The sequence below is a fragment of the Streptomyces sp. MA5143a genome, assembly GCF_900290235.1.
In the GTDB taxonomy this organism is placed as follows: domain Bacteria; phylum Actinomycetota; class Actinomycetes; order Streptomycetales; family Streptomycetaceae; genus Streptomyces.
In genome coordinates, this window is the sequence record NZ_OLMK01000009.1 from 164,154 (window position 1) to 186,635 (window position 22,482).

The window sequence follows — 22,482 nt, forward strand, 5'->3', positions numbered from 1 at the left end:
AAGACCGTGTGGAAGTTGCCCGTCGATGTTCGGGAGCCGCGCGGGCGGATTCCGGTCCCCGGGACGGAGCACCGAGGGCGGGACGTTAGCGTGTAGCGGTGAGTGAGACGACGACCCCTGCCCTCCAGTACCGCTTCGACGGGCCGGACGACGCCCCGGTCCTCATCCTCGGGCCCTCGCTCGGTACGACATGGCACAGGTTGTAGAGACCGTCCAGGGGCGTCTACGCCAGTCCAGCGCGGGCACGAAGTAGCAGGTCAGGGCCTCCTGGTCCAGGAGGGGCCGCCCAGTTGGTGATGGCTGTGTGATAGGCGGGTGATACGGCGAGGCCCCGCCGGGGCCCATCCTGCTGGCGCCTGCGCGCGGAGCGGTGAGACGACGAAGCCGCACCGGAGCTCTCCGGTGCGGCTTCGTCGTGAGTGCGGCTGCGTTGTCGGGCGCGATGTGGTCGGTGCCTCATGCGGACTGGCCCTATGACCCTTTTTGGGTGCACCTACTTTGCGATTGCACTCGCCTATGCGCCTAAGAAGCCGGCTTCGTCAGGTGTTCCGTTGTGCTGAGCTGCGGATGGTGCAGTCGAGGACGAACGCTCGGACGTTCAGGTTCCTACTCTCGTTGAGCTGAGTGGCCTGGGCATCGTAGGTCTCCTTTAAGCTGGCAGGCGTCTGCCTTGCAGCTGGCCGCTTGCGTTCCTTCGCCGTCCACTGGTCGGTGGGGAAGAAGGCGATCAGGTAGATGCCGTTGCGAGTGCCCAGCGCGGCGAGGTAGTCGTCGGCGAGCTGGGTTTGCATGGCGGTTTTGATCTTGTCGTGCCAGTTGCCCTTTACTTCGATAGCGACCTGGGCCACGGACTCTTCCTGCCGCTGCGGTGAGGAGTGAGTCGCCGCAGCGGTGGGCGCTTGCAGGAGCAGGTCGATGCGGTCGCCTGCTCCCTTGATGTTGCGGTACACCTGCACTTCTCGGTTGATGAGAATGCCGCCTTCGACGAGGTCTCGTCGTAAGGCGTAAGCGAGGTAGTCGGACACCAGGTTCTCGTCTTTGGGGAAGCGCAGCCGTTGCTTTCCGCTCTGGCCATTCGGCAGGGTTTCCAGCTCGGTTTCGTTCCACAGAATTGCCGCGGGGAGAGTCCCCTGGGTCAGGTCTTCCTGCATTTTGTTCAGGAGAGCGATGACGACGTCCATCAGATCCGTTCCGTCCCTGACAAGTCGTCGACGTGGGTCGTGGATCAGCTGACTGAGTTCGTCGGGGGTGGGGCGGACCCAGGAACCTTCCCTGTGCGCTTGCACGGCTTTCTGTGCCGCCGCTCGGATAATGCTGGTCTTGGGCCAATCGGCCGCCAACTCTCGCAGGAGACGGATGGCCTCACCGGTGCCCCGCGAGGCGAGGTGGTCGAGTACGACATCAATGTGCGTCTGCGCAGCAGTCGCACCCGGCGGGGACGAGCCAGACGAGTCCGTCGAGGGGAAGCGGCCCAGGAGGATGCGGGCGATTTCGGCCAGTGCCGGTTCGGACAGTTTGAAAAGCCACGCCTGAGTGCTGTGAGAGCGGGAAAAGGCGCCGGAAACGGCTACGAGCGCGGTGCCGTCGGTACGAAGACGGTGCTCTGCTGTCGGCCAGATTTCTGTGGGTGTCTCCAACAGGAAGACACGCAGATAAGCGGCGTCCAGACGCTCGTCGCGTGCTGGGCTGGGCTCGCGCAGCGGCGCACCGAGTCGGTCCCGTACCTGGTGGCAGACACGGGGGCTGCCTTGACGTAGAAGGATGGTGAGGACACGAGCGAGGACATCGTGGCCGCCAGGGCCGATGGCGGGGGCCCTTTCGTGAGCTTGCGTGGTGAGGTCGGTGAGTGTCTGCAACAACCTGGTCTCCAGCTCCGGTGTCCAGATGTAGGAGGCCAGGTCGAGGACGGGCGAGGTCTCTTCCGCCTCGTACAACGCCCGGACCAGCGAGTCGTAGGTGGTCTCGAGTTGCAGCGCGGCGTGGAGGAGGGCCATTTCCAGCAACTGACCGCGCGGGCCGATGTGGCGGGCCGCAGTGCTGGTGAGGGGGAAGGCCAGGAGTGTCGGTGCCCAGGCTTGCCACTGGCCTGAGGGCAGCGTGGCCAGTATCTCGCCGTCGTCGTTGAGGAGTGCTGTGAAGGCAAGGACGGCTGCCCATGGACGGGCGGGAAGGCTGTTGGTGCCGATCCAGCTGCTGCCGGTGGGTAGGCCGTTCGTGACGAACCTGCGTGCTACGGCCAGCAAGCGGTGTTCGTAGCCGTCGGCGAGGATGACGGTACCGGGAAGAGACGGCAGATCGGTGAGCAACTCGTTGGCCGCGAACCTGCCTGTGTCCGGATCACATTGCAGGTTCCAGCACAGGGCCACGAAGCTGTCGTGGTCGCCCGACTCCGCATGTGCGAGAAACTCGCGGGTGGTGGTGATGTACTCGTCGCGGCCCTGCCATGGCTCCGTTCGCGACTGACGTCTTGCCGCCTGGGCCCTGAGCTGGTCAGCGCGAGGGCCGTCGATGGGAATGGCCTCAAGGTCTTGAGCGAACACCTGTGACCAGACTCTGGTGCCTTGAGTGGACCATGCCGTGTTTTGCCCGGCGTCTGTCGTCCTGGCCATGGACCACACGTGCTGCAGCATGGGCCAGGCATGCGGCGCCTTTTCGTCGCTGAGGCTCTGTTCGAGTTTTACGAGCCAGGCGAGATCTGCGGCGTCGAGCAGGCTGGTGCGCTGTTCTCGTTCAGGGCCGACGGAGGTCTCAAAATGCGAGCGGACGGTCCGTGTGGGATGCGGGTCCCATCCCTCGGCCAGCTGGAAGGCATCCTCTGCGTCTTGGGCGACGTTGATGAGGTGTCGGGTGAGCGTGTGGCGCAGATGGTGAGCGTGCTGGTTTTCAGGGTCGTCCAACGGTGCGCACAGCGGCGCGGGAACGGCCAACTGTGGGTACGTCTGCAGGTAGATACGCAGCCACATAGCCACAACGGGAACACGCGCCTCGGCTTCCGGCCCGCTCAGTGCACGGTCGAGGAGGCCCTGGACCATGGCTGCTTCGTCGGACCAGCCGACCCACAAGGAATCGGGATCCATGAGATGCGATCCGGCCCAGTCCAGAAATGGCGCGACCTGGTCCTCCGAGAGAGAAGCAGGCAGACGGCGGCAGAAAGAGGTGTAGAGGCTGGGGTCGGTTCGTGGCGGCGTCAGGGCTGCGAGGAGTTCATCGAGGGTGAGCCAGGGCTGGCATGTTTGTAGGACAGCACCGCGCAAGCCGTCGGCGGGATCGTGCTCGGGCTGTTGAGCTAGTTCGGCGAGGATGGGCTTGAGTAGTGGAGCAGCCTCTGCCTGGTTCAGCATGCCAGCACACTGGGCAGCCAGGCGGCGCAGCCGGTGAGGATACTGGGCATCACAGGCAATGGACGCTACTGCCTGCAGAAGTTCCCCGACCTCGTTCTCGGCGATCAGGTTGAGGATGAGTTCGAGTTCGTGTGTGATGTGGGGCGCGCGGTTCACGGCTTCGTGAAGAGCCTGCTTCAACTGGTCGGCAAGGCCGGGGTGTCGCAGTGGCGCCATGTGCCACCAGGGCAGGCCGTCGCCAGGCGTGTCCTGTCGGGCTTGGCGCAGCAAGCCATCGACGATGAGTTCGGTGCAGCGTAAGTCCTCGAGGTAAGAGCTGTAGGAGGCGATGGCCTGCGGGTCGACCTCGATCAGCCAGGGGCCGAGTTCTGGACGCAGGGAGATGAGCCAGGCAGCCAGCTCATGAAGGTCTGTGGGAATGCCAGGCTCGCCGACCTCCCCCCGGTGGACGAGAAGTCCCTGCAGTTGTTCGCGGGGGACCTGGTGGTCGGTGAGGTATCGAGCGGCGAGGTAGGAGGCGATGGAGGCGTGAGCAGGACCAGCGGCTGCAGCGCCGCGGCTGCTGAACAGCGAGCTGTTCAAAACCCCCTCAACGATGGGGCGCTCGATCGTGAAGGTGTCACCGGGGGTGCCCTCTTGTGCGCCGAGGAAGGTGTCGATGGCCAGCAGGGCCAGGCCGGGCTCGGTTCGGCGCCTTGTGGTGATGCCCTCGGCGCCGGTGAGCACGCAGTAACAGGCGAGGCGGGCTGCGGTGGCGAACCTCTGGGACTGGCTTCCAGCAAGGTCGTCAGGGGTACGGTCATGGCCTTGGTGCATGACGGCGTGTGGGAGGGCGAACGCGTAGAGGCTGGCGCGGCTGGCAGGCAGTGTGCTGTGTTCCAGAAACGTGTCGAGCAACAGGTCCAGAGTCAAAGGGGTACGCGCGAGGGCTTGGGCGCCGGCTTCGGTCACAGCTTCGAGAAAGAGCTTGGGATCCACGCCCTTGGCGGAGGCGGCTGAGACCAAGTCGCTTCGGCGTAGTGGTGCCAGGGTGTAGGTGCGGGATTCGTCGATACCGAAGGCGGCGATCACTGCCTGGCTCAGGACGTCGGTGTAGGCCATGCTGCGGCAAGCGATCAGTACTTGTAGCCGACGGCAGTCATAGGTGGCGGCCAAGTCGGTAAACCAGCCGGCAATTTCTTTGCCGGTGGCCCGGCATTCATCAACGCCGTCCAGGACGAGAAGATGCGCATGCCCCGCCTCGGCATCGGACGAGCTGGCAGCGGGCGTATGTCCTCTGGGGCCAAGTCGGCTGAGTACTGAATCAGCCTTGCGAGTCAGGTCCTCCCAGGACCGGACCTGGCCGAGATCAACCCGCACTTGTGCATCCCAGCCCCGGCTCGTCTGGGTTGCATCGAGAACGGTATTCAGCGCGGATGACTTGCCGATGCCAGCTTCGCCGAGCAGCACCGCAGAAGCGGAACAGGCGTCAATCAGCGGCACAACCGACGGCGGCTGGTGATACCAGCTCGATGTGTCCATGAGGAACCCATGGGAGTCGACAGGGAGGTCCTCTCCCACAGGGACGCAGAATCTGTCCAGTCGCATACGGCACCCCTTCGGCCATGGACACCGAACCTACCGCCGTAGGGATACGCCTGGCACTCCGCTCATCCAACAACCCGCGCCTGACTCTGGCGGACCAACAGCCGCCTGAGCCGCCTGCACGCAGCGAATGCCGAGTGCAGTCGCCACCCACGCAGCTCAGAGCAGGTGAGTCACAGCCTGCCGACGGGGCAACGCGGTGGGGAGGGCCGCGGCTACGCCGACAGACGACCTCATGGCTGGCGTGCAGTCGCCTACCCCTACCGGGGGCCCGCGGCTCACGCTCGCCAGGCAGGCACTCGCCGCGAACCCGGGTGCCAAGAACGCCGACCGCATCGAGGCCCTCCAGGCACAGACGGAGAAGACGTACGCCCGCGCCGTCTGGAACCTGATCCTGAAGTCCGCCCGCGAGCGTCCCGAGGAGCGGCCCTGCGCCCGACACACGCTGCGGGCTGTGTCACCTGCTTGGTAACGGCTGGCACGCTCTCGGCTGCACCGACCGCGACGTCTTTGTCTGCACTACATGACGAGGCCGTACGCGAAGCCACCGGGCAGACGCCCGTGCCCTTCGGCGACTGGCCGGTGAAGTAGCAACTGCGCGAAGAGAGGTGCCTCCGCCCCTGCGTGGGTGGAGGCATCTCTCTCGCATGTGAGGTGTTGTCGGATCAGGACCGCGGCCGAATCGGAATTCTCCGTGCTTCCTCCACGTCGTCGGGCTCGCTCGGCGGGGGCTCCGTGAGCAGGCTCAACAGCCGACGTCGGAGCTGAGGCGAGGAACCTCAACTTCGAACGCGACCCCCACGACCTGCAGCGCCGTGAGAACCGACGCGCACGGACGCCGTGCCACCAGATTGCAATGGGCAACAGCAGCAGGTAGGGGAGTAGCCAGGAGGACAACTGCACGATTAACCTCACGAGGGTCTTGGCGCCCTCGCGCAAGGCTATGCAGCGAGGGCGAATCCAGTTGGGCCGGCAACCTGGGTCGATCCCAGAGCCCGGGGTACTCGTGGGGCGGCAGTCGCAGGAGGCCACACGGTGAAGACGCGGTGGGCGGGACAGTGACGACTTCTAGGAGAAACCTGACGCAGCCGGTGAGAAGGCGTTGCGTGAGAACCAGCAACAGATCTGAGAGGGCCCGGGCGGCGTCGGCGATGCCCCCGACTTGAGCCGCTGTGGGACGGTGACTGTTGACGCGGCCCATCCGCTGAGTCAGCAGGTCGACGAGCGTCAGCGCTATCGTTGCTGTCTTACCGGAGCCTGCGGCGTGGTGAATCACGGACTGCAGTTCCGAGAGCCGGTGGTGGCCAACGGCCACCGCCGAGGCCCTGGCAGCCAGCGTTGGCTCCGGCTTGTGTAGCAGGCCGGAAGTGCTGCACGGGAAGCCGGAGGCTTCCTCTGCGGTTCGGAGAAGAGCTATGTCCAGACCTTCTGAAAGGCTGGAGTTGGCCATCGGCCCGACGATGAGCCAGGGCACATCCACCAATTCGCGCAGACGAACGGCGGCTGAGTGCAGAAGGCCCACAGGGCTTCGACCGACGCCGACGGATAGCGGTTGCCGGCCGAGGTCGCCCTCGGCCTCCGACCGACCGTTCCCCGGCCGTCAACCGGACAGACGAGCCCCTCGGGAACCTGCCCTTCGCCCTTAGCTTCGCCTCCAAGGTGGCTGACCCGTACGGCCCCGACAGGGCCATCCGCTTCGGCACAACGGACGGCTCCGACGCCTGGCCCGTTCGCCTGCGGCCCGACGGCTTCCCGCCGGCGTGCAGATGCAGGGCGTGCACGGCAACGCGCGGTTGCTTGGCGGCCGGCAGGGGTGGGGTGTCGGGGTCGCGGTCGGGCCGGGGGTGCGGTCGCTGGGTTCTCGGACTCCCTCGCTGATCTTCCCGGATTCTCGGGGAACCGGGGCCGACGCCACCGAAGCCGGCAAGACGGTCGGCGGTGCCAAAGACCGTCATGTCGCCGCCCGTGGCGGCCATGAACTCGGCACCGAGGATGACGCCCAGACCGGGCATGCTGGTGATGGCGGACGTCGGCACCAAGCTGATCCGGCGGTGGCTGATCTGGTCGGCGGTGACGATGGCGACAATGTGCGACCGCAAGGCATCGGCATGGTGTTGACGCCTGCCTGTGATCCTCACTCTCGGGGTTGTCACTGTCCTGGGCTTCTGGGGCGTTCGTCGACCTCATCGACGCCGAGATCGGCATCCCGAATCTTTGGTGGATGGGCGACCGGCCCTGGTACTACGAACTCGTCGGCGGGCTGTCAGCCGCGGTCGTGATCCCGCTACTACTGGCGGTGCTCTGGGGCCGTTTCTGGATCGCCGGCGCGGTCGTGGGAGTGAGTATGGGGGTGCTGCTGTACGGCACGGTCGTGCTGCTCTTCATCACCGGCCTCTACCAGCTCGTGGAGTGGGTCATGACGTGGATGCCGAAGCCGGTGGCCATCGTGCTGACAGGTGCCGCGGCAGTGGTGGCGGCACTCACGGCGGCCGCCTTCAGCTTCAAACTCTGGCCCTAGCCGGACGGGTCGACTGTTCCAGCTCCCCGGGCGACGGCTCAGTGGCGAACCGCCTATAGCGGGCCTTTTGCTCAGCAGACAGGTACTCAACAGGCATGCCTACGCCCTCGGCTACCACCACGTCACCACAACTCGCCTTGCCTCGGAGGCTGGTGGGACCTGGAGCCGATACGCCTCCGGTGACCACACACGGTCACCGGCAGGGTGGGTTATGCGGGAAACTGGCGAGACTTGAATAGGCGAGCCCACCAGTATCAACCCCCAGCGACGGCTCGGCCACCGGCTGGTCCGACGACGGTGACCCGTTGCGCCGCGCCCGCGACACCCAGCTGTGCAACGTCTCCGGGTGGATGCCCAGATCCTCAGCCACCTCCGGAATCGGCTTCCCGGTCTCCGTCACGATCCGTACTGCTCACTCGCGGAACTCAGCGTCGTAGATGCGCTTCCTGGATGCCATGACCCCCAACTATCCCGCCGATCACGGACTCCACAGTAGGAGGGGAACCTTATATCCGATCTTGCGTGACCCGAGCAGGAGTGCTGGCCGACCCTCGCGACAGCTGGGCTTCCGTAGGCGGCACGAAGTCTTCAGCAACGAGGGCCGCGAGGTCGAAGTATGCCTCCCGCGCCTTCGGCCGCACCATGTCGAGGTCCACCTCGGCACCGGCAGCCAGGTGCTCGTCGAACGGAACCACAATGACACCCCGGCACCGCGTCTCGAAGTGCGCCACCATGTCCTCCTCCTTGACCATCTTGCCGGTCTCGCGTACCCCGGAGATGACGGTGATGGACCGCGCGACCAGGGCCGCGTACCCGTGCGCCGACAGCCAGTCCAACGTCGTACTCGCGCTGCTTGCCCCGTCGACCGACGGCGTGGAAATGATGATGAGCTGGTCGGCGAGGTCGAGCACACCGCGCATCGCGCTGTACAGCAGACCCGTGCCCGAGTCGGTCAGGATGATCGGGTACTGCTTGCCGAGTACGTCCATCACGCGCCGGTAATCCTCGTCGTTGAACGTCGTGGTGGCGGCCGGGTCAATGTCATTGGCGATGACCTCCAGACCGGAGGGGGCCTGTGAGGTGAACCGCCGGACGTCCATGTACGAATTGACGTGCGGGATCACCTGGACCAAATCACGGATCGTGGTATCGGTCTCGCGCCGTACACGGCGACCGAGCGTACCGCCGTCCGGGTTGGCATCAATCGCGAGGATCTTGTCCTGCCGCTCACTGGCATATGTGGCACCTAGGGCAAGCGTGGTTGTTGTTTTACCGACGCCGTCCTTGAGACTGATCACGGCGATCCGGTAGTTGGAAAGCACCGGCGTACGAATCAACTCCAGCTTCCGCCGACGATCGGCGGTGCTTGTAGCGCTGACGCGCAGTTCTACGCCTTCCTTCTTTAGGACTCGATCGAGGGCGCGCAGGATGTTCTTCCATTCCGTCGCCGGAATCCCGTCCGCCTCGAAGGACCGACGTATGTCATCGCCGGTGACGAACCCACTGGCCTTTCCATGCTGGATAAGCCTGGTCAAGTGAACGAAGTTGGCCAGTTCGGAAGGGGGCGTGACGGGCGCAACGGGCAGAGCGCCGGAGGAAGACGGATCGGAAATTGCGTATCCGTAGATTCGGAGCTGCTCCAAAGCGCGTCGTACAGTGCTGCGGGAGACGGAGAACCGTTCGGCAAGGGTCTGCTGCGCGGGAAGGCGTTCCCCCACTGGGAATGCTCCGCTCTGAATGTCTTCAATGAGAGCTTCCACCACGACTTCGTACGCCTTTTTTCGAGGAGGGCGCGCCTCAATTCGGAGCTCTATACCCGACTCCTCCAAGAATTGGTTGAGAGTACGCAAGACGTTCTTCCAGTCAGTCACCGGAATGCGGTCAGCCTCGAACGCTCGACGCACGCTATCACCTATGATGTAGCCTTCGGCCCTGCCTTCTTCAATCAGTGCTGTCAGGTGGCCGAACTGTGTGAGATCGGCTGGAATGTGAAATTCAAGACTGTTAGGCGAACTTCCGAATATCCCTACATCCTGTGGAGGTGCAGGGTACCCGTCTTGTTGCAGGCGCGCGATGACGCGCCGTACGGCCGCTGAGAATTGCTTGGCAAGTGCCCTTTGTGTAAGGAGTTGGTTGCTCTCGGGGGCAACGCCGGACGTGATGCCGGAGTGCGGCCCCTTTGCTATCTCTGGAGAGGAAGGTCCTGTGGGTTCTGTCGCGCCGTCAGTGGCGCCGAGATACGCGAAAGGCCGGCGATAAGCTGGGAACTCTTTACTGGAGGCCAAGTCGTGCCGGACGGCGGAAATGCCGTCCGGTGCGTACGGGTGAGCGTCGAGATACCGACTGAGGGCGCGTCGCGCCTGCCACATGTCGTAGGCGGTCGCGTGAGCACGGAGCCGGTCGCGCGCACCGGAGTGAAGGGCCAAGACCGGGTCGTGTCCGGCCGTGTGGGTGATGGTCAGCAGACCGCTGGTAAGGAATTCGGCGATATCGGCCAGGGTGCCCTCAGGCGCCGCCTGCTCGCGGAGCGCGTGGAGGAGCGGCACGGTGAGTTTCGGCAGGTTGGAACAGAGGACAGCAAGACGGATTGCGGAAGCTGAAGCGGTGTGGAGGAAGGCGTCTGCGATGACCGCAGGGTCTGTTCGGGTGAGGGAAGTCCTAGCGCGCGAGGGGGTGGGAGGGGAGAGCCTTCCTGTTGCCGGAATGAGTATGGCGTCGCATCCGTGCGGATCCGGCCGCATCATGGTGCGCGACCATGCGCCAATTGACCGAGGGGTACAGGAGATGACCGGCAGGGGCAGCCACTGGGGTTGCTGAGCCTGGCGTCCGGGAGGCTGCTGCAGCCGCATGGGGAGGCGGTATCGCAGAACAGCGTTCCGCTCGCCGGCCTGTGAGGCGGTCACGCGCACAGCGGGCAGATTGAGCGCGGAACGCCGCCACAGGCGGCGGGGCAGGGGGTTGATGAGCGCGACAGGGACATGCTTTCCCCACGTGTGCAGGAGCTGCCACACTCGTGGTTGCTGCCAGCCTGCCGAGGCACAGTCGGAGAAGACGAGAATGAGACGTCTTCCGCGGGATCCGCTGCCGTGGTGCGGGACTCGATCGGCTACGACGACGCCACCGAGCTGATCATGAACGTGCGGGTGCTCGTCCTCCCACGTCAGTTGCCAGTCGTGCACAGCCCGGAACACACCGAGGCCCCGCATCAACTTCGTCAGCGCCTGAGCTGTATCGCCCCACACCCGCATCGAGACGGAGGTGTCTACCACAACGACGGCCTCGAACCATGCTTCCGGTGCCGCGCTGAACACCGGAACCAGGGGTCCCCCTCTGGAGTGGTGGTCGACTGTCGCGTCTATGTCCAGGCGGGTACGGCTCCCTCGGAGCCAAGGACGCCGGAACGGCTGGAGCGACCGGCCGATGGCCAGGGCCTCCGAGAGGGGCTCGGAGCGGCCGATGGAGAGCGGTTCGCCGCGTACGCGTGCGTCGCCCTCAGGATGGAGTGCCGACACCCCGGTGATCCCGATCGGCTTGTCGGCCTGGTGAGCCGTCAGTGGAGTGGGATCGGTGGGTGTCCCCGCCTCGGTCGTGCTATCGCCAATTGAGTCGGCAGACGTCGGCCTAACGACGGGTACGGACAGATCGGGGCGACCGCCGCTTTCGCCGGAACGAGCAGCAGCCAGCCAGATCGCGTCGGCAAGTGTTCGAGCGTCAGTGCCTGCCGGAGAAGTCGCGGCCAGCACGTCCAGCAGCCTGCGCAGATCCTTACGCACGGGAGAGCTCGCGGGTGAGCAACTCATGCAGACTTTCTCGTTGCTCACCCTGCAGTTCCTGGGTGCCGCTCAGCAAGGCCACGGCGTTCAACAGCTGGTCGATAGCGAGATGGTTCCCGCCGGCCACGCGATCGGCGAACTCCTGAATCAGCTGCTCGCTCTCACCGGTGATCTCTCCATCGAAGTGTGCTTGGACGATGTTTCGGAGTAGTGGCGCCGTCAGCTGGGGCATGGTGTAGCGAATGCAGCGGCGCAGGAATGGCGGTGGAAAGTCGCGTTCACCGTTGCTGGTGAGCACGATGAACGGGAACTGAGTGCACTGCACCTTCCCGCTCTCGATTGTGTGGGTGTTCCTGTTGCTCCAGAGACGGATCTCCGCCCGGTGACGCCTGTAGCGTACGAGTTCGGGAATTTCATACTCGCCGCGTTCCAGTACCTCCAGCAGGTCACTGGGGAGGTCGAGGTCGCTCTTGTCGATCTCGTCGATGAGGAGTGCACGGGGTCGCTCCGCGGGCAGGAGTGCGGTGCCCAGAGGACCGAGTTGCAGGAACGGAGCGATGTCGTCACGGCTGCGGGCGCTGCCCTTGCGCCCCGCGCGCAGGTGTGAGCGCCGACTGACGGTGTTCTGGAGGTTCTGGGCGTGAATCCGTCCCAGAGCGTCGTAGCGGTACAGGGCCTCACTGAGGTTGCTTCGAGATGTGATGTGCCAGCGCAACACGTCACCCAGATCCAGTTCGTGAGCGACCTGTTCGATCACCGTGGACTTCCCAGACCCTGCAGGACCGGTCACCAGGAGCGGGCGGCGCAGGTGGAGCGCGGCGTTGACCGCGTCGATAAGGCCGGCTGGCGGTTGGTACTGGCCATGCTGTGAGTTGCGCGGGAAGGTCCGCCATGGGGGCGGGGCAGCCAAAGGCACCTCTCGCTGCTTGCCGTCACCCTGGTAGTAGGGCCTCCACGTCATGCTTCCTCCTCAGGCGTGGTGACCACGCGGTATTCAAAGGGCCGGCAGAACTCCAGCCACCCCTCGTCGTGCCAGACGGTACGGATGTCACCGAGACAGGCCACGCCGTGCTGGTGTGCTCCCCACCGATGGCGATACGCAGCTGCCAAGCCGTCCGGTAGTTCGTGCCAGCGCTCCTGTACCAGGCCGCGTAACTGGCCCTGATCGGGGCGGGTATCGCTGCGGGGCCACAAGACGATGGGCGCGAAGGGCAGTAGCAACTCCAGGACCTCTTCGAGGTCATCGGGAGAGTGATCGACACCGATGACCGCGTCGTACTGTCCGGCGGAGAGTCGGTACTCAAGTGCCGACCGGTCGAGCAAAGCATCCGAGTCAATCCACTCCACTGGAGCGGCAGCGCAGGAGGACTTCTTCTTCAGCGCTTTCCGGGCAGCATCGTTGATCTCCGCGTTGTCCTCGGCTTCGTCGAGGCGGCCGCTCCAGCGCGGTATGACGGAATACTTGGCCCCGAGTAGATACCGGCCGACTTTTTCCTCCTCGGGGTACCAGCGGGCAAGGAGGTGAGCCGGGGCTGCAATGTCGACGTGCTCCAGGAGTTCCGGATATGGAAGCTCCCTGCGGGCCCAGATCATGGCGGCTCCGATGGCCTTTGCCACACCATGCGCCCCTCCGGGTTCGCAAGGGAAGCGCTGGTGCAACGGAAGGTCTGCGCTGCCATGCAGAAGCCATGCGTCCACCTCTTCGGGCCATTCGGTCCAGGCACCGACCAGACTGACGACTAGGCGCAACGCCCGGCGCTGCCGGTCTTCGGCGAACTCGCCGAAGGCGTCGTTGACTTCGGTTACAATATGCAAGCGCCGAGCCCATTCCTGGAGACGGGGATCGACGTGCGAGATCCCTGACTCGTGGAGGAGCGCAGCCACGAACCGGGCCAGCCCCTTCCATGGTGCTCCGTCAAGAGGTTGAGCCCGTAACACGGCGTACTCAAGCAGGTCCCGCAACGGAACCGTGCCTTCCGCGCGTGAGGGGAAGCCCGCCAACCGGCCGGCAGATCGGAGTAGATCACTGGTCAGAGAGCCAGCGAGGACGTCCGCGAGAAACTCCTTTGTCCGGAAGACCTCCAGCAGGGCCGTCACCACGTCGTCGACCCACGCCCGTGCAGCCGAGTCCAGCTCATCGTCGACCCGGCTGCAGGCGATGAATTTCTCCAGCTCCAGAAGTGTGGAACGGGTGAGACGCCCGGGTGAGCGTCGGGGGCCCCGCCACATCTCCACGCTCTGGCCTAGGTCCTGGAGTCCCAGTGGTCCGACGACATCTCCATGGGCGTTCGCGATGTTCGACGGATTCCGAGCCAGCCACAGACCCTCGAGAGGGAACGGATCCTGGTCATACTCGGCCCGCCCGATGACCTGTCCGCTTACCTGATCGCGCAGCGTTTCAGCCAGCGTTCTGTCGATGTACAGCGCCGGCCCGGCGCCGGGAACACCGTCTTTCAGGGTCCTGGCCAGGGAAAGGCTGAGGCTCATATCACGAGCTGGCTGATCGGCCGCGGCGGCCGTGAGAATAGCCAGCCGAGACCTGCCCGCACGGACGCCACCTGCCAGCCTTCCGGCGTCCGGAACTCCGCCAGCCGCATGGCAGGTGTCGACAATGGCGATCACACCGTCAATCCCCGGCTCGTCTGCGGCCTCGGTTATCAGGCGTCCGACATCCACGGCGGACCGGAGGCTCTGCGTCGTTGAGTTACGGACCATGAAATAGAGATCGGTGCGCTGTGGCGGAGTGAAGCCGTGCCCCAACAGGGCCAGCACGAGAACAGCGCCGTCGGCCTTCGCCTGCCGGACCACAGTGTCCACCGCCTTGCCGATGTCCTGTGGCGTCAGGTCGTCCCCGATCAACAAGGAGGGATACTCCCCGGTTCGGGCCTGGCAGCCTCCCAGCATCGGGTCCGTCAAGGCGTCGTGTAATTCCCGGGCGGCCTTCTCCAGTTGGCTGAGCGGCCCCATTGCCGTGCACTGCGCCGCGATCACCTGCACGTGTCGTACAGCCTTGGCCATCACTGCTTCAGCGCCTCGACTATCGGCCCGGCCACGGCTGGCTGCTTGAGGTATTTGGTCGCCGTGTGAACCCAGATACCGTCGGAGTCCACCCGGCGTGTCAATGGCACGACTCCCGAGGAGTTCGGCAACATCCAGTCCTTTATGCGCGGGCGACACACCACGATGTCGTCCCGATCCCAGAAGTTCAGCCATCGCTCCACCGATTCCGGTGTGCGCGCCGGCCGGGGCTGGGCCCGCTGCAGGACCACTCCGGCTGTCGCCAGCGGAGAGCCCAGTGTGACGAACAATCGGTTGGGCTGGGCCATGTGGTGCAGCGCTTCATAAGCGACTACAGACCCGAGTGAATGCGCCACGACAACCAGAGGAAGCCCCGGCTCCACGGAGCTCAGCACTCGTTCCCGAATCAGGACGTCCAGTGGCTGACCCTGACGGCCTTGCACCTTTCGGTCCAGGTACCGCCCGACTTGGGCCAGGCTTCCCAGCAGAGGCCATCCACTGGCCCATTGGCCAGCCAGTCGCAGTCCGGGGAGCTGGAGAAGAGTGGTCAGTATCCGTGCAACCATACGTAGGGGCTCTCCTACTCCCTGAAGCTCCCCCGTGCTGTTGCGGGACTGGGACCGAGCGTCCTCGATCACGCGGAGCGCTCGACGATCGCCTTGCGCCTGCGCTTGTAAGAGCAGTTCATCCGTCAGTTCGCAAACCAGGGTGTCCAAGAAGGCGAGCTGCTCGCCGTCGAGATGCTCTGAAGCTCCCTGCTCACCGTCCGTGGCGAACAGATCACTGTAGTTTGCGAAATGTGTCTTCGCCAGCCACCCTTGCGTCAGCCCTGACACGGCATCGGCATGTCCGGCATGGCGAGCGCCTTCAGCGAGTGCTTCCAGCCAGGCGCGTTTCTCCGCCACGGCGTCTCGTACGCCACCGATACCGTGCACGAACACCAACTGTGCTCTGCCAGGCGTGTCCATCCCGCGCCCCCCATGCTGGCCCCCGACTGCTCTCGGAACCATAGCCAAACTCATCGTGTGCTGGACGAATAATCCATGGAAGAGGTATGGACACACGCCCTCTCACGAACACGCGATGGGTGCGGTTGCGTCCCGAGTGATGGTGCAAGTGATCATGGCACGGGCGGGTGCCCGAGCGTGTACCCGGTGACGGTCTTCGCTCCCGGCTTCCTCAGCAGCGCTTCTGCTCGACTACGGCATCGCTGGCCACTCCCTGAGAGGACGGCGCTCATTGTGGTGATGCACAGATAACATCCAGCTTCCAGGCGTGGGCGCACCCTTTCGGCGCGCGTCCGGCCTTTCACGCTCTGCGGTGAAGGAGAACGGAAGCCGTGAGCAGTTCCCGCTCCGGCGGGCGGGTGTTGCCCGCCCGTCCTGGTGACCCGAAGCGGGTCGGTCCCTACCGGATCATCGGCCGTCTCGGCTCGGGCGGTATGGGTACAGTTCACGCTGGCCTCGACGCCGTCGGCCTCCGTGTCGCGGTGAAGGTCGTTCATTCCGCGCAGGCCGAGGATCCCGAGTTTCGGGCCCGGTTCCGCCGTGAGGTTCAGCTGTCCGCGCGTGTGCAGGGGCCGTTTCTCATACCTCTGCTTGCCGCCGATCCGGATGCCGATTCGCCGTGGTTGGCCACTGCATACGCCCCAGGGCCCACCCTCGACCGGCACCTCGCGAGCTACGGACCGCTGGCCGAGAGCACCTTGTACGCTTTCGCGACAGGCACCGCACAGGCTCTCGCGGCCATCCACGCTGCTGGCGTCGTCCATCGGGATGTCAAGCCGCAGAACGTCATACTCACCCCTGCCGGCCCCCGCGTTCTGGACTTCGGCATTGCCCACGCCGACGACGGTACGTCCGTGACCCGCACCGGCATCATGACCGGCACCCCCGGTTGGATCAGCCCGGAGTATTACCGCGCCGGCAGCGCCGGCCCCGAAGGTGACGTGTTCGCCTGGGGCGCGCTCGTTGCCTACGCTGCCACCGGACGCCTGCCCTTCGGCACGGGAGCCCTTGACGTGGTCGCCTACCGCGTCATGTCCGAGGAACCCGACCTCCATGGCCTTCCCGACGAACTCCGCACCATTGCGGAGAGCGCCCTTGCCAAGGAGCCGGGCAGCCGAACCACCGCGAGTGAGGCCGCCGAGGAATGCGCGGTTCTTCTCGCGGCTCAGGCCACACAGGTCATCCCGGCCGGTGGGGAACCGACGCTGGTCGGTGATCTTGTCGCGGCTGAGTGGGACGTGCCCGCCGTGGACGACCCGGCCTGGCACTCTCCCGCCCGTTCAAGCAGACGCATGGTGGGCATCGCCGTGGCCGCGGGCGTCGTCATCGGTGGCCTGACGGGCGGAGCGCTCGCTCTTCAGCCCGGCGGGACGGAGACACTCCCCTCGAGTTCCCGCCGCGACGTCAGCGCGTCCTCCACGACGATCACCGATATACCCTCTCCCGCTTCACCGACGGCAAGTCACCAGACGCCGGGCACATCACCGCCCGTGAACGCCGGCGAGGCGACGACCAGCACATGGCGTGCGGCCCGCCGCGCCAAGGGAGAGGCTGAGATCGAGACCGAGGCCGCACTCGGCCACGATGTCGGCCTGGGAGTCGGCGAGGAGTACAACTACAGCGGCCGGTACGACGTGAGCTACGCCCAGCCGAGGAAAGAGATCTACATCGCCATCAGCGGCCCGACCATCGAGTCACGCGTCATCCAGGGAGCGGCCAAGGACACCTGTCTCACCCTGCGCATGATGGCGGACATCTACAAGGACCTTCCGTACGACGAGTATGTCCTGGTGGACAACACCACTCCCACGGCGCCCGCGATCGTGTGGGAAGACGACTTCCGCACCAACACTGGCTGCGTCACACAGACCATCGAACGCACCACCACCGACCAGGGGCAGGATCCGAACTGGAATCCCAGCGAAGCCGGCCTGAAGGCGGCGCGGATCCCGAGTGCCGACAAGGACGAGATCCGAGTGGCAACTGAGGCGGTCCACCAGCTTTTCGTGGAGTGGAACGGCAATTCCCGGCTGTTCCACGACCCCCGCTACATCAGCGACGAGAACACCAGTATCGGCTTCGCCCCGCAGGAAGGCGTGATGTACGTTTGGGCGACCAAGCCCGAGTGGGACCAGAGCACGCGGGAGGATTGGGGGAACATCGCCGCAGGTGTGGCCTGCCAGTCAATCCTCACCGAGTCCCGCGCCCGGCCGGCATGGCGCTATGCCCAGTACGCGGTTGCGGTTCTCGACGGCACCGGTGGTACGGACTTTCTTCGCTGGGGTTCCGTCGGCAGTTGCGCGAGCTGACCCTCCTCACATTTCGGCTCACCGTCATCGGTGTCCACCGTTCTGTAAGGCGGGCCACACGGCTGCCCGTCAACGTCGGTCACGAGTGAGCGAGAAGTCAACTCACTGTCAGACCGTCCGGGCCAGGTTGAGCGCCGGTTCGGACGAAGCCATCCGGCAGTGATCGAGTCATGCCGTTGTGCCGGGGGCCAATGGGACGGTTGCGCAGTGCCGTCCCGGACGAGGGTCTGACTCATGACATCTATGACCGAAGCGTCCAGTCACAGGCTTGTCGACTGGGGCCTCCCCCCGCCTCGGCCCATGTGGTGAAGCCCCAGTCAACGACTCCGTACCCACCAGGTGAGCCAGGCTGTCAGCGTTGCGCCCAACGCGGTCGCCGCACCGCGGAGCACGAACCGGCCGAATAGCAGCCAGGCCCGGCGGATCATCCGACGCGCACGTCGGGAATTCCGAGGGGAGATCTTCGACTTCGTTGGACGCTTTCGCATCGTTCGCCTTCCTCACGTGCGTGACGCGCACATCGGGTCAGGGCCACGGGCATGGCCGAGCCCCGACCTTTTCGCACGAGACTCTGGTGCACCCGTGGCAACGCGTTGCCGGATCACAGCGCAACAGGCCAGGTCTGTTGCCAAAACCCTGGCAACAGACACGAGTCAGCCCAACAACCGGTAAGACTGTCTGGTGCCGTCAGAACACTGGGCAGGCGGAAACCTGCGCGAGTTGAGCAAGGAGCTGCCTGAACTCCATCAAGCCCTGGCCAAAGCCCTACGCGGTGCGTTCGAGGTCATGCAGATCACCCTGAGGGAATACGCCAGGCGACATCACCTGAGCGTGTCGGTGGTGAGCCGATATCTGAGCGGGAACCGTCTTCCGTCCAAAGACTTCATCGAGAAGACCATCGAGCTGGCCGGCACCCGTCTCACCGCGGAAGACGCCACCACTTTGCGGAACCTCCACAGCCAGCGGGCTGAGGAGAAGGCGGAGCACGGAGCAGGCAGCATCCGGACACTGACGGCGCGCATGCTCAATCAGAAAGTGCAGTACGAGACGGCGACCCGCCAGCACTTGGCCACGATGGGCGCCTTGGATCGGGCCCAAACAGAAAACCACAGGCTGAAGACTCAGCTGCGCCTTTCCACCGGACCGCTGGCCGACACCTCCGATGACCTCCTCAGCGAACTGGAGCGGTATGCCGCGCTACGCGCGGCAGGTGCACGCGATGCCGTCACCTCCATCTCACACGACACCCATCGCAGCTGGCGCACTGCGCTGAACCAATACGATCGCGCCCCGGCCTTGACTTGGACGGACACCGGACCGTGCACCCCCGAGCGCCGCGTGGCCAGCTATCGGCGTCTAGGGCTGGATCAGCTGCATCGCGACGCGCTCGACGAACTCGTACCGTTACAGGTCGGCGGCGACGCCGCTGTCGATGACGTTGCGCTCGAGGTGCATTCCCTGGCGCTGGGAGCCATGCACGCCAACGGCCCCCGTCCGCTCGCCCGCGCCCTCGAATACTGGTCCGAGGACCATCCGTCTGTATCGGGTGCCGGTGCTCTGGACGCGAGCCAGTTCACTTTCCGCAGCCACCTGGCGTCAGGCGAAACCGCTGCCCCGCTCCTGGCTCTGTGGCGACGAAGCCTCACCGAATGGGACCACGCGGAACGGCCTGCTTGGACATCCACCCCACCCCGTACCGCCGAGCGCCGCATCGCGGTGTATGAGCGCCTCGGACTGGAGCCCGCGACCCGCAGGGTGCTCACGGAGCTGATCCCGATCTCCTTCGCTGAAGGACCGATCATCATCAGTAGCGAGTTCACCCAGTGGTACACACCCACCCACCAGTCCGGCCGCCCCTGGTACTGGCCCGCCTACCAGAGCTACCTGGCACAAATCAAGGGATGGACCGCCGAGGCGGTGGCCACCGTGGGAGAGAGCGCTGCCCAAGTGGTCGCGCGTCTCGCGGACCCCACTGATGCTGCCGCCTACCAGTCCAAGGGTTTGGTCATCGGTTACGTCCAGTCCGGGAAGACCGCCAGCATTACTGGGGTCGTCGCCAAGGCTGTCGATGCCGGCTACCGATTGGTCATCATTCTCAGCGGCTCTCTCAACATCCTTCGCGCCCAGACACAACGGCGTATCGACAAGGAGTTGGTCGGTCGCGAGAACATTCTGCGCGGAGCCCCCGAAGAGGACTGCGAGTACGCCTTGGACCCGGAGTGGAGGGCGGGAGAGTTCTTGACTCACGGCGGGCTTCCATCCCTCCACGGATCGTTCGACGTTCTCCGACTCACGACCCTGAGCAGCGACTACCAGTCCCTGCAACAGGGGATCACCGCGCTCGAGTTCGAGAAGCGTGACGCCACGCTGCCGCTGTACCACCCGGCCAACCTGCATCGCACGGCCGCCCGGCTCATGGTGGTCAAGAAGAACAAGGCCGTGCTCGGCTCGGTTATCAGAGACTTGCGCAGAGTCGGTGCCCAGTTGCAGGAGATTCCGGCACTGATCGTGGACGACGAGTCCGACTACGGATCGGTTAATACGCTGCACCCCGGGCATCAACGTGAAGGCCGTGAGCGCAGCGCCATCAACGCACTCCTCTCCGAACTGCTTGGCCTGCTTCCCCGAGCCCAGTACGTTGCGTATACGGCTACGCCGTTCGCCAATGTCCTCATTGATCCGCACGATGCGGAGGACGTCTTCCCTAAGGACTTCGTGCTCTCGTTGCCCCGCCCGGCTGGGTACATGGGGGCGCGCGACTTCCACGACGTGGACTCTGCCATTCCTCCTGAGGAGCGAACGGTCGCCAACTCCCAGGAGATGGCCCATGTACGCGCCATCCACGAAGCCGAACCGGGCGACGACTCCTCTCTGCAACAGGCCCTCGATGCCTTTGTCCTGTCGGGCGCCATCAAGCTGTATCGCGAAGCCCTCGACCCGAGAAGTTTCGCTTACCGTCACCACACCATGCTGGTACACGAGTCCGTGCGCATCGCCGACCACCGCGAGCTCATGGATCGTCTCCTTAAGCTCTGGTACGTCCCCGGCCCACTCGAGGCCGAGGCTCTTCATCGGCTGAGGGCGCTCTACGACCTGGACTTTGCCCCCGTATCCGCCCACCGGGCCGAAGACCTCGCACGCCCTGTCTCGTTCGACGAGCTGATCCCGTATATCGATGCCGCGCGTACCCGCATCGCCGGCGGCTCAGAGAAGCCTGTGATCACCGTCAACGGGGACAGGGATATCGAGCGCGCCAGCGTGGACTTCGACCAGCGCCCCGTATGGAAGATCCTAGTCGGGGGCGCCAAGCTCGCTCGAGGCTTCACCGTCGAGGGCCTCACCATCAGCTACTACCGCCGTGCCGCCTCGCAGGCGGACACCCTGATGCAGATGGGCCGCTGGTTCGGCTTCCGCGAAGGCTATGCCGACCTGGTCCGGCTCTACATCAGTCGCGGTGAAGCTGCTGGGAACAAAGAGATCGATCTCTACAAGGCGTTCGCAACGATGTGCCGCGATGAGGAGGAGTTCCGGTCTCAACTCGCCGACTACGCACACCTGGTCGACGGGAAGCCGATGATCACTCCGGCGCAACTCCCGCCATTGGTGGCCCAGTACCTGCCCTGGCTCAAGCCGACGAGTCCCACCAAGATGTACAACGCCGAACTCGTGGAGGTCCGGTCACCGGGGAGATGGATCGAACCGTCGGGCTACCCCGTGGACATCGGCGCGAAGCGCCGAAACACGGAGCGGTGGCGCGCGATCCTTAGCACCTTCCAGAGCCCCCTGGTCCCCGTCTCCGTGCCGGCTGACGGCAGCCGGCAGGAGACCTCCTTCTCCGCGTACACGACTGTCATCGGACACACGCAGTTCCTTGAGGTGCTCAGCAGGCTGGAGTGGCTGGCCCCTGGGAATTTTGCACCGCACCTCGCCTATCTGCAGACCGCAAGCACGACGGGGGCAAGCATCGAGGATTGGCTCATCCTCGCCCCCCAGCTAGCTCCGCCGCAGCGCCGGGCTGGATCTGTGCTGGAGTCTCCGGAGCTCTCACTCTTCGTCCGCAGTCGGCGTAGGGGGCCGCTCTTCGGCGCCATCAGCGGCCCCGCACATCGCCTGGCCGCCCGGGCTCTTCGTGCGAGCCTTCCGGATCGCAGGGGGATCGCATTGCTCTACCCGGTCCTGGAGGCGGGTGACGCCTACCAACACACTGCGTATCTGCCCGGCACATCGGTCGACCCGTCCCAGGTCTCTCTTGCCTTCACCCTGCTCCCGCCTGGCGACTCGAAGGACGAAGCGGCTCCGCAACCTCCTCTGGTCCGATTCCGCGCCAGGGACTCCTCGTTGCCCGATCGCCCCATCATCGACAGGTAGGCGAAAGCGTCTTGTGCGCTTCAGGCAGTCCCGACGGTCCGCGGTCAGCGGCCTGCCGTCTCCGCCCCGGGGGACCCTTCGTTCCAGGACCCGCCGAACGACGTCACAGTCAGGCAGGGGAGGGACATCCTCCAGTCTCCCCCAGCCCTCGCCCAGGAGAGCGGAGACCATCATGGCCGACACCGGCCAGCAGCCCGGCGAGAAGTACCTCGCAGCCCTGGAGGCCCGCGTGCTGCCGTAGACAGCCAGAGCCCAGGCCCGCCGGGCGCGGGAACGCCGACAGTGCGCCGAGTCCGCCGCATCGCGGGTCGTCGGCGCCCGCTACATGACTTGTGGACAGCCGTGCACCAGGAAGAGGACTCGAAGCCGTTCCTGCGATGGTCGATGAAGGACGACCGTAAGGCGGGCCACACGGCTGCCTGTCATTGCCGGTCACGAGTGGGCGGGGAGTCAACTTATTGTCAGCCTGCGCCGGCCAGGTTGGGCACTGGTTCGGGCGAAGCCATCCGGCTGTGGTCGGGACGCGCTGTTGCGTCGGGGCAATGGGAGGGTTGCGCGATGCCG

The 22,482-nt window shown here is 65.2% G+C and carries 11 protein-coding genes and 1 pseudogene; 5 read left to right on the forward strand and 7 right to left on the reverse strand.

Going from position 1 to position 22,482, the window contains the following annotated elements; genetic code table 11:
• Positions 1-539 precede the first annotated feature (539 nt).
• Positions 540-4,862: an NACHT domain-containing protein gene (locus SMA5143A_RS03255; protein ID WP_181361697.1), complete on the reverse strand. Its 4,323-nt coding sequence runs from the start codon at positions 4,860-4,862 to the stop codon at positions 540-542.
• 298 nt (positions 4,863-5,160) lie between these two features.
• Here SMA5143A_RS03255 and SMA5143A_RS03260 point away from each other — a divergent pair, with 298 nt between their 5' ends.
• Positions 5,161-5,397 (forward strand): hypothetical protein, encoded by a 237-nt coding sequence (locus SMA5143A_RS03260; RefSeq protein ID WP_146193878.1) that lies wholly within the window; start codon positions 5,161-5,163, stop codon positions 5,395-5,397.
• A 1,383-nt stretch (positions 5,398-6,780) separates the two neighbouring features.
• On the opposite strand, the pseudogene SMA5143A_RS03265 reads toward SMA5143A_RS03260, so the two are convergent.
• Positions 6,781-6,946: pseudogene (locus SMA5143A_RS03265) on the reverse strand (transposase); the annotation flags it as partial.
• Between SMA5143A_RS03265 and SMA5143A_RS42865 the strand changes: the two are divergent.
• Positions 6,864-7,043 (forward strand): hypothetical protein, encoded by a 180-nt coding sequence (locus SMA5143A_RS42865; RefSeq protein ID WP_181361725.1) that lies wholly within the window; start codon positions 6,864-6,866, stop codon positions 7,041-7,043. The pseudogene SMA5143A_RS03265 and the gene SMA5143A_RS42865 sit on opposite strands and share 83 nt — an antisense overlap.
• Before the next feature lie 28 nt (positions 7,044-7,071).
• Positions 7,072-7,443: a hypothetical protein gene (locus tag SMA5143A_RS03270; RefSeq protein ID WP_107461309.1), complete on the forward strand. Its 372-nt coding sequence runs from the start codon at positions 7,072-7,074 to the stop codon at positions 7,441-7,443.
• Between the two features lie 193 nt (positions 7,444-7,636).
• Here the strand turns inward: SMA5143A_RS03270 and SMA5143A_RS03275 are convergent, their stop codons facing one another.
• The 5 genes from SMA5143A_RS03275 to SMA5143A_RS03295 form a co-directional block, all read right to left on the reverse strand.
• Positions 7,637-7,843 carry a transposase gene (locus SMA5143A_RS03275; RefSeq protein WP_258193260.1) on the reverse strand — a complete coding sequence of 69 codons (207 nt, stop codon included), beginning with the start codon at positions 7,841-7,843 and terminating at the stop codon, positions 7,637-7,639.
• Between the two features lie 106 nt (positions 7,844-7,949).
• Entirely contained in the window at positions 7,950-11,264 is a 3,315-nt protein-coding gene (locus SMA5143A_RS03280) for an SAV_2336 N-terminal domain-related protein (RefSeq protein ID WP_181361698.1), read from the reverse strand.
• Complete coding sequence (locus SMA5143A_RS03285; RefSeq protein ID WP_107461313.1) at positions 11,209-12,177, reverse strand: AAA family ATPase; 969 nt, start codon at positions 12,175-12,177, stop codon at positions 11,209-11,211. Before SMA5143A_RS03285 ends, SMA5143A_RS03280 begins: the two co-directional genes overlap by 56 nt.
• On the reverse strand, positions 12,174-14,234 hold the full coding sequence (locus tag SMA5143A_RS03290; RefSeq protein ID WP_258193261.1) for a hypothetical protein: 2,061 nt from the start codon (positions 14,232-14,234) through the stop codon (positions 12,174-12,176). The genes SMA5143A_RS03285 and SMA5143A_RS03290 overlap by 4 nt, the downstream gene beginning before the upstream one ends.
• The gene (locus SMA5143A_RS03295; protein WP_107461579.1) at positions 14,234-15,202 is read right to left on the reverse strand and encodes a hypothetical protein; all 969 of its coding nucleotides are present in this window, start codon (positions 15,200-15,202) and stop codon (positions 14,234-14,236) included. Before SMA5143A_RS03295 ends, SMA5143A_RS03290 begins: the two co-directional genes overlap by 1 nt.
• Positions 15,203-15,573: 371 nt before the next feature.
• Here SMA5143A_RS03295 and SMA5143A_RS03300 point away from each other — a divergent pair, with 371 nt between their 5' ends.
• On the forward strand, positions 15,574-17,550 hold the full coding sequence (locus SMA5143A_RS03300) for a serine/threonine protein kinase (protein ID WP_107461315.1): 1,977 nt from the start codon (positions 15,574-15,576) through the stop codon (positions 17,548-17,550).
• Positions 17,551-18,270: 720 nt separating this feature from the next.
• Positions 18,271-21,918 carry a Z1 domain-containing protein gene (locus SMA5143A_RS03305; RefSeq protein WP_258193262.1) on the forward strand — a complete coding sequence of 1,216 codons (3,648 nt, stop codon included), beginning with the start codon at positions 18,271-18,273 and terminating at the stop codon, positions 21,916-21,918.
• Positions 21,919-22,482: the final 564 nt, after the last annotated feature.